This is a genomic window from Planococcus koreensis (assembly GCF_004761975.1).
GTDB classification, from domain to species: Bacteria; Bacillota; Bacilli; order Bacillales_A; family Planococcaceae; genus Planococcus; species Planococcus koreensis.
Window position 1 is genome coordinate 1 of the sequence record NZ_RQII01000081.1, and the last position, 6,879, is coordinate 6,879.

Genomic DNA, 6,879 nt, shown 5'->3' on the forward strand with positions numbered 1-6,879 from the left:
AAAAAACGCGGAATATTTTCATTATTTCTGCAAAATAAAAAAGCACCCTCTCGGATGCTTTTTGGTCAGTCTACAGGTACGACAGAGCCGCCCCATTCTTCTAGGATAAAGTCTTGGATTTCATCTGATTTCAATACTTCAACCAATGCTTTTACGTTTTCATTGTCCTCATCGCCTTTGCGGACTGCGATGATGTTAACGTATGGCGAGTCTGAATCTTCAAGGGCAATGGAATCTTCCATTGGGTTCAAGCCGGCATCGATTGCGTAGTTGGAGTTGATCAACACAGCGTCACCTTCGCCTTGCTCGTACATTTGCACTAAAATTGCTGCTTCGTAATCTGTTTCAAACTTCAAGTTTTTAGGGTTTTCCGCAATATCGCTGACTTCTGCTGTTGTTTTCTCTACAGCTTCATCCAACTTGATCAAGCCTTGCGCTTCAAGCATAGACAAAATACGGCCGTGATCAGCAACTGAACTGCTCATCAGGATAGTAGCACCCTCTGGAAGTTCTTCTAAAGAGTCGTATTTTTGCGAATAAACACCAATTGGTTCGATGTGGATGCCACCAGCGTTTTCAAATTCGTAGCCGAATTCTTCAACTTGTGAAGCCAAATAAGGGACGTGCTGGAAGTAGTTTGCGTCAATTTCGCCAGCTTCCAAATCCTGGTTCGGCAAAATGTAATCTTGGTATGTTTCGATTTCAAGCTCGATGCCTTGTTCTTCAAGGATCGGTTGAGCTTGTTCAAGAATTTCAGCATGCGGCACGTTGGATGCACCAATTTTCAATGTTGATGACTCTTCTCCTGAGCCGCCTTCGTCTGCTCCGCATCCTGCTAGTGCAAATGCTGTTAATACTGTTCCTGCTACAAATTTCTTCATGTTGTCAATCTCCCTTTTTATGTGTTTTTTATGATTAGCGCTTGTCTGACTTGACAGTCAAACGGTCACCGATAAACTGGATGGCAAATACAATGATCAAGATAAGGATTGTGGCCATTAGCGTGACGTCTTGGCGGCTTCTTTGGAAGCCGTCAAGGAACGCCAAGGTACCCAGGCCGCCGGCTCCGATGATGCCTGCCATTGCGGTATAACCAACAAGAGCAATGGCTGTCACCGTGATGCCGGAAATAAGTGCCGGTTTGGATTCCGGAAGCAGCACTTTGCGGATGATGGTCCATGTGCTTGCACCCATTGAACGGGCGGCTTCGATAACGCCTTTATCAATTTCCTTCAGCGCAATCAAAACCATGCGTGCGTAAAATGGTGCGGCGCCGATAATCAATGCTGGCAATGCGGCGTTTGGTCCGCGAATCGTTCCGATCATATACTTCGTGAACGGAATCAGCAAGATGATCAAGATGATGAACGGAATTGAACGGAAAATATTAACGAATGCACCGGTCAGCCAATTGACGATGCTGTTGGCCCATAATTGTTTTGGCGCAGTCAAAAACAGGATGACGCCGAGCACCAAGCCGATGACAAAAGTGAAGAATGTCGACATGGCCGTCATGTATAAAGTTTCGAGCGTCGCTTCCCACATATCATTCCAGTCGACGTTAGGGAATAATGACTCAATCATTTGCCATCACCTCCGTTTGGACGTCTTCTGCATTGAGGAAGGCGATCGCCTCATCAATTTCAGGTTGAGAGCCTTTTATTTGTAAGATCAATGTACCGTAAGCCCCTCTTTGCGTATGTGCGATATTTCCCTGCACGATGTTGATATCGACAGTGTATTTGCGAATCAGTTTCGTTAAGATCGGCTGCTCGGTCTGGTCGCCGACAAATACCAGCTTGATGAGGACACCCGACGGATACAGTTCACGCAAATGCTTGATGGTTTCCTGGGAATCTTCGGTATCTGTCACCTGGGCCACAAAGCGTTTCGTGATGTTTTCCTTTGGCGCCTGGAAAACGTTCAGTACATCGCCCAATTCGACGATGCGCCCGCCTTCCATTACGGCGACGCGGTGGCAGATTTTGCGGATGACGTGCATTTCATGCGTGATCAGCACAATTGTCAATCCGAGCCTTTTGTTGATATCGACCAGCAAATCCAGGATTGAATCCGTCGTCTGGGGATCCAATGCAGAAGTGGCTTCATCACATAGCAGCACTTCCGGGTTGTTCGCTAAAGCGCGGGCAATGCCGACGCGTTGCTTTTGCCCTCCGGATAGCTGCGAAGGATACGCATTCTCTCTTCCAGCGAGGCCAACGAGTTCCACAAGTTCCAAGACACGCTCAGCACGTTTTTCTTTCGGCACTCCTGCAATTTCAAGCGGAAATTCGATATTCTCTTTGACGGTGCGCGACCACAGCAAATTGAAATGCTGGAAAATCATGCTGACTTTCTGGCGTGCTTTGCGCAAGTCTTTGCTGTTGATCGCTGTAATGTCCTGGCCATTGATGACGACTGATCCCGACGTCGGCTTTTCCAAACCGTTCAATAGGCGGATGAGCGTACTCTTGCCCGCTCCACTATAGCCGATGATTCCGAAAATCTCGCCTGGCGCGATGTCCAGTTCCACTCCATCGACCGCTGTCAACGAGCCTTTGCCCGTATCGAACACTTTCGATAACTTTTTAAGTTCAATCATTTCCCAAACACTCCTAATCCAAAAATAAAAACCCTTCTGCGCAGAAATGAGCAGAAGGGTAACTGTAAAAGTTGAACCGATCTCTCATTTCCCGAAGTTTCAGCTTCGCGTGACTTGGCACCATTTCATTTTCATGACGGTTGCCGGGCTTCATAGGGCACTTCCCTCCACCACTCTTAATAAGAGTAACGATATTTAATTAATTTCAGAAATTTAATTTACCACGCTTGGTTTTATACGTCAACTGATTTCAACTTCCCATATAAATAAGGCACGGATTGGAACGCGTAAATCTTTTCTTTCAGCTGTCCGTTCTGTGTGATGAGCAGGCACGGAACGCTTTCCACTTGGTACAGCGAAGCGATTTCCTGTACATAATTCAAGTTGGCTTTGCCCATTGGCAAATCAGGCACCAGTTCCTGCACGACATCCAGCATTTTCGAAGCAATCTGGCAAGTGCCGCACATCGGCGCATACAGGTAGTAGGCAGCCACGTCGTTTGTATTTTTTTCTTTCAGCCATTCTTTATGTGTCCATTCTTTCATGCAAATTCATCCTTCAGCTATAAACTTATTGACTTGAACGTTTGCCGATATCAATATATCCATCAATATGCGAATAGGTGTAGCAGCTACTTCTTTGTAGCTCGGGTTGATATAGAAATGGCGGGCTTCCGGAAACTCGCGCTTCACCAGTTTGCGCAGCTTCTCGCCTGATTTATCCGCATCCACCAAAATGATGATATCCATTTCTTCAAACGGCAGCAGCAATTCTTCAAGCCTTGTTGCACTTACTGTACCATTTGTGCAAAGAATCGTCACGGGTTCTGCAATAAGCGGCGCTATTCTCGCTTTGTCGCTGATTCCTTCCACCAAAATCACTTTTTCCATCATGCAACACCTCACTGGGAAAGTATGTCCAGAATTGTGTATAAAAAAAGCGCCACATAGGCGCTTTTCATTACTCGTTGATCATTTCTTTGTATTGCTCAGCTGTCATCAATTCGCCCAATTCAGCTTCGCTAGGGGATTCGATTACCACCATCCACGCATTTTCGTAAGGAGATTCGTTAACAAATTCCGGGCTGTCTTCAAGCTCACTGTTCACTTCTACCACTTTACCGCTGACTGGAGCGTAAAGTTCAGAAACAGTTTTAACAGACTCGACACTGCCGAAAGGCTGGTCTTTTTTCAGTTCGTCGCCAACTTGCGGCAATTCAACAAAAACGATATCTCCAAGTTCAGCTTGTGCAAAATCAGTAATGCCGATCCGTGCTGTCGCGCCTTCTACCTTGACCCATTCATGCTCTTTTGAATAACGAAGTTCTAGTGGTGTGCTCATCGAAAACCCTCCATATTATGTAGTTTACTCATATCTAAGTTTGACATAAACAAATCGGAAATACAAGAAATCAATTGCTCTATCCCCAGTTCGCTTCAAAGTCCTGTTCTTTGAATCCAAGCGTCACTTTTCCGTCGCCATAAGCCAAGGGGCGTTTGATGAGCATGCCGTCAGAAGCCAGCAATTCGAGCTGTTCTTCTTCCGCCATATCAGCTAATTTGTCTTTCAGCCCAAGCTCCCGGTATTTCATGCCGCTCGTGTTGAAAAACTTCTTCAAGTCTACTCCGCTCGCTGCATAAATTTCGCTGAGCTGCTCTTTTGAAGGCGGTGCTTCCGCGATATTGATTTCGTTGTATTCAACCCCTTGATCGTCAAGCCATTTCTTCGCTTTTCGGCAAGTTGTGCATTTCGGATACGCGTAATAAGTAATCAAGAAAAAACCTCCTTTTTTTCCAAGCTTACCAAATCGCCAGCGCTGCGTCGATGTAAAATACTCCCTTCGCCTGTACCTTCCGGTTAACGCAAAAAAGGGATTAGGCCCCCTGCCCAATCCCTTTTTCGTATCAGGCTCACCGAATGAGCCTGTTGTTCCCTGTTACACCACGTATTTTTCTGCTTCGATCAATTTAACAGCCGCTTCGCGTTTTTTCGCGATGACGTTGTACGGAGTCGAACGCGTCAGTTTGCGCAATGCTGATAGCATCATGCGCTGGTTGTCGCCTTCGATTGCCGCGATCAATGTTTCTTTCGCGTCTTTCTCGATCTTATCGAATGCTTCTTGGCAATAAATTTGCGTGTACAGCAATTTCTGCTGCGCTTTTTCTTCGCCTGATGCAGCGATCGCTTTTTCTGTGCGGAGAACGACTGATTCCATTGCGAAGACATTGCTGACGATGTCCGCGATGTTCACGAGAATTTCCTGTTCCTGCTCCAATTTCGCACCGTATGTCTGCGCTGCTAAGCCAGCTGCCAGTAAAGCGATCTTCTTCGCGTTGCGGACCAGGTATTTTTCCTGCGCCAAAGCTTCTGTGCCGACTTCTTCCGGCATCATCATGAGCAATTCTTCTTGCAATTTCTGTGCGTGCTGCAGCAACGGAAGTTCGCCTTTCATCGCTTTGCGCAATAATGTACCAGGAACCAGCAAACGGTTGATTTCGTTTGTTCCTTCAAAAATACGGTTGATGCGCGAATCACGGTAAATGCGCTCGATTTCGTATTCCTGCATGAAGCCGTAGCCGCCGTGAAGCTGAACGCCTTCGTCAACGATATAATCAAGCGTTTCCGTACCAAAGAATTTATTCAACGAACATTCAACTGCGAACTCAGCGATCGAATCGGCAACCAATTTGCCGTCAGCCTGCTGCTCATCCGTGAACTCGCTCATGCGGTCTTCGAACAAACCGACTGTGCGGTAAACCGAACTTTCCACAGCATAGAGGTGTGAAGCCATCGTCGCCAATTTCTCGCGCGTCAAGTTGAATGACGAAATCGGCGTCTTGAATTGCTGGCGCTGGTTCGTATATGGAATCGTGATTTCCATCGCGCGCTTCGAAGCTCCGATTGTGCCTACGCCCAATTTGTAGCGCCCGATATTCAGGATGTTAAACGCGATGATGTGTCCGCGCCCTGCTTCTCCTAGAAGGTTTTCAACAGGCACTTGCGCGTCTTCCAAGATCAATGTGCGTGTCGATGAAGATTTGATGCCCATTTTCTTTTCTTCCGGCCCGACTGAAACGCCGTCATATGCACGTTCAACGATGAACGCTGAGAATTTGTCGCCATCAATTTTCGCGTAAACGACGAAAACGTCAGCAAAACCAGCGTTGGTGATCCATTGCTTTTCGCCGTTCAATACATAATGCGTGCCAGCTTCGTTCAAGCGAGCTGTCGTTTTCGCACCCAATGCATCTGACCCTGAACTCGGCTCAGTCAATGCATAAGCAGCGATCATTTCGCCAGTCGCCAAGCGCGGTAAATATTGCTGTTTTTGCTGCTCGTTGCCGAACAAAACGATTGGCAATGAACCGATGCCGACGTGTGCGCCGTGCGTGATCGAGAATCCGCCGGCTTTCGACATTTTTTCAGCGATCAATGCTGATGCGATTTTATCCAACCCAAGGCCGCCGTATTGTTCTGGAACGTCTGCTCCTAGAAGGCCAAGGTCGCCAGCAGATTTCAGCAAACGCACGGAATGTTCGAATTCGTGGTTTTCCAATTTTTCCACGACAGGCATTACTTCTGTGTTGACGTAATCCTCGGTCGTTTTGGCAATCATTTTATGTTCTTCTGTAAAATCTTCCGGCGTGAAAACGCGTGAAAGGTCTGCCTCTTCGATTAAGAAACTGCCGCCTTTGATCAATGTTTTTTCTTGTTCCATTGTGAATTCCTCCTAGTTTTTATTCATGAAATTAAAGATTTTATAGCATTTCAAAGACGCCTGCTGCGCCCATTCCGCCGCCGATGCACATTGTTACCACACCGAATTGCTTGCCTTGGCGCTTCAATTCACTCATCATGCGGATCGTCAAAATGGATCCTGTTGCACCCAGCGGATGCCCAAGGGCAATTGCTCCGCCGTTGAAATTCACTTTATCGATGTCGATGCCGAGGTTGCGGACAACCGCCAGCGATTGCGAAGCGAAGGCTTCATTCAATTCCCAGACGTCGATGTCGCTGATTGACAAGCCAGCTAATTTTAACGCTTTCGGAATTGCCACGATCGGCCCGATACCCATAACTTCCGGCGGCACGCCGCCTGTTGCAAATGAGCGGAATTTAGCCAAAGGCTTAAGCCCAAGCGCTTCCGCTTTTTCACGGTCCATCACCAATAGCGCGCCTGCGCCATCTGATGTCTGCGACGAGTTCCCAGCTGTTACCGAACCGCGGGCAGAAAAGGCTGCACGCAATTTAGCCAAGCCGCCGACGTTCGTGCCATG

At 47.3% G+C, this 6,879-nt stretch carries 9 protein-coding genes and 1 riboswitch; all 9 genes read right to left on the bottom strand.

The features are described 5' to 3' along the window. Nucleotides 1-65: 65 nt before the first annotated feature. Nucleotides 66-881, bottom strand: coding sequence for a MetQ/NlpA family ABC transporter substrate-binding protein (locus EGV91_RS16800; RefSeq protein WP_135505769.1), 816 nt, complete (start codon nt 879-881; stop codon nt 66-68). A 34-nt stretch (nt 882-915) separates the two neighbouring features. Beyond that, nucleotides 916-1,584 carry a methionine ABC transporter permease gene (locus tag EGV91_RS16805; RefSeq protein ID WP_135505771.1) on the bottom strand — a complete coding sequence of 223 codons (669 nt, stop codon included), beginning with the start codon at nt 1,582-1,584 and terminating at the stop codon, nt 916-918. Beyond that, the gene (locus EGV91_RS16810; protein WP_135505773.1) at nt 1,577-2,602 is read right to left on the bottom strand and encodes a methionine ABC transporter ATP-binding protein; all 1,026 of its coding nucleotides are present in this window, start codon (nt 2,600-2,602) and stop codon (nt 1,577-1,579) included. Before EGV91_RS16810 ends, EGV91_RS16805 begins: the two co-directional genes overlap by 8 nt. An 81-nt stretch (nt 2,603-2,683) precedes the next feature. Next, nucleotides 2,684-2,788, bottom strand: a riboswitch (SAM riboswitch). 47 nt (nt 2,789-2,835) lie between these two features. Continuing rightward, nucleotides 2,836-3,147 (bottom strand): thioredoxin family protein, encoded by a 312-nt coding sequence (locus tag EGV91_RS16815; RefSeq protein WP_135505775.1) that lies wholly within the window; start codon nt 3,145-3,147, stop codon nt 2,836-2,838. Between the two features lie 6 nt (nt 3,148-3,153). Further along, nucleotides 3,154-3,492, bottom strand: coding sequence for a toprim domain-containing protein (locus EGV91_RS16820; RefSeq protein WP_135505782.1), 339 nt, complete (start codon nt 3,490-3,492; stop codon nt 3,154-3,156). Nucleotides 3,493-3,562: 70 nt separating this feature from the next. After that, the gene (gene gcvH / locus EGV91_RS16825; RefSeq protein ID WP_135505777.1) at nt 3,563-3,943 is read right to left on the bottom strand and encodes a glycine cleavage system protein GcvH; all 381 of its coding nucleotides are present in this window, start codon (nt 3,941-3,943) and stop codon (nt 3,563-3,565) included. Nucleotides 3,944-4,022: 79 nt separating this feature from the next. Continuing rightward, nucleotides 4,023-4,376 carry an arsenate reductase family protein gene (locus EGV91_RS16830; protein ID WP_135505779.1) on the bottom strand — a complete coding sequence of 118 codons (354 nt, stop codon included), beginning with the start codon at nt 4,374-4,376 and terminating at the stop codon, nt 4,023-4,025. A 162-nt stretch (nt 4,377-4,538) separates the two neighbouring features. Beyond that, nucleotides 4,539-6,320 carry an acyl-CoA dehydrogenase family protein gene (locus tag EGV91_RS16835; RefSeq protein ID WP_135505781.1) on the bottom strand — a complete coding sequence of 594 codons (1,782 nt, stop codon included), beginning with the start codon at nt 6,318-6,320 and terminating at the stop codon, nt 4,539-4,541. A gap of 40 nt (nt 6,321-6,360) precedes the next feature. Next, nucleotides 6,361-6,879: thiolase family protein (locus tag EGV91_RS16840; RefSeq protein ID WP_479681133.1), on the bottom strand; the 519-nt coding region annotated here is incomplete at its 5' end.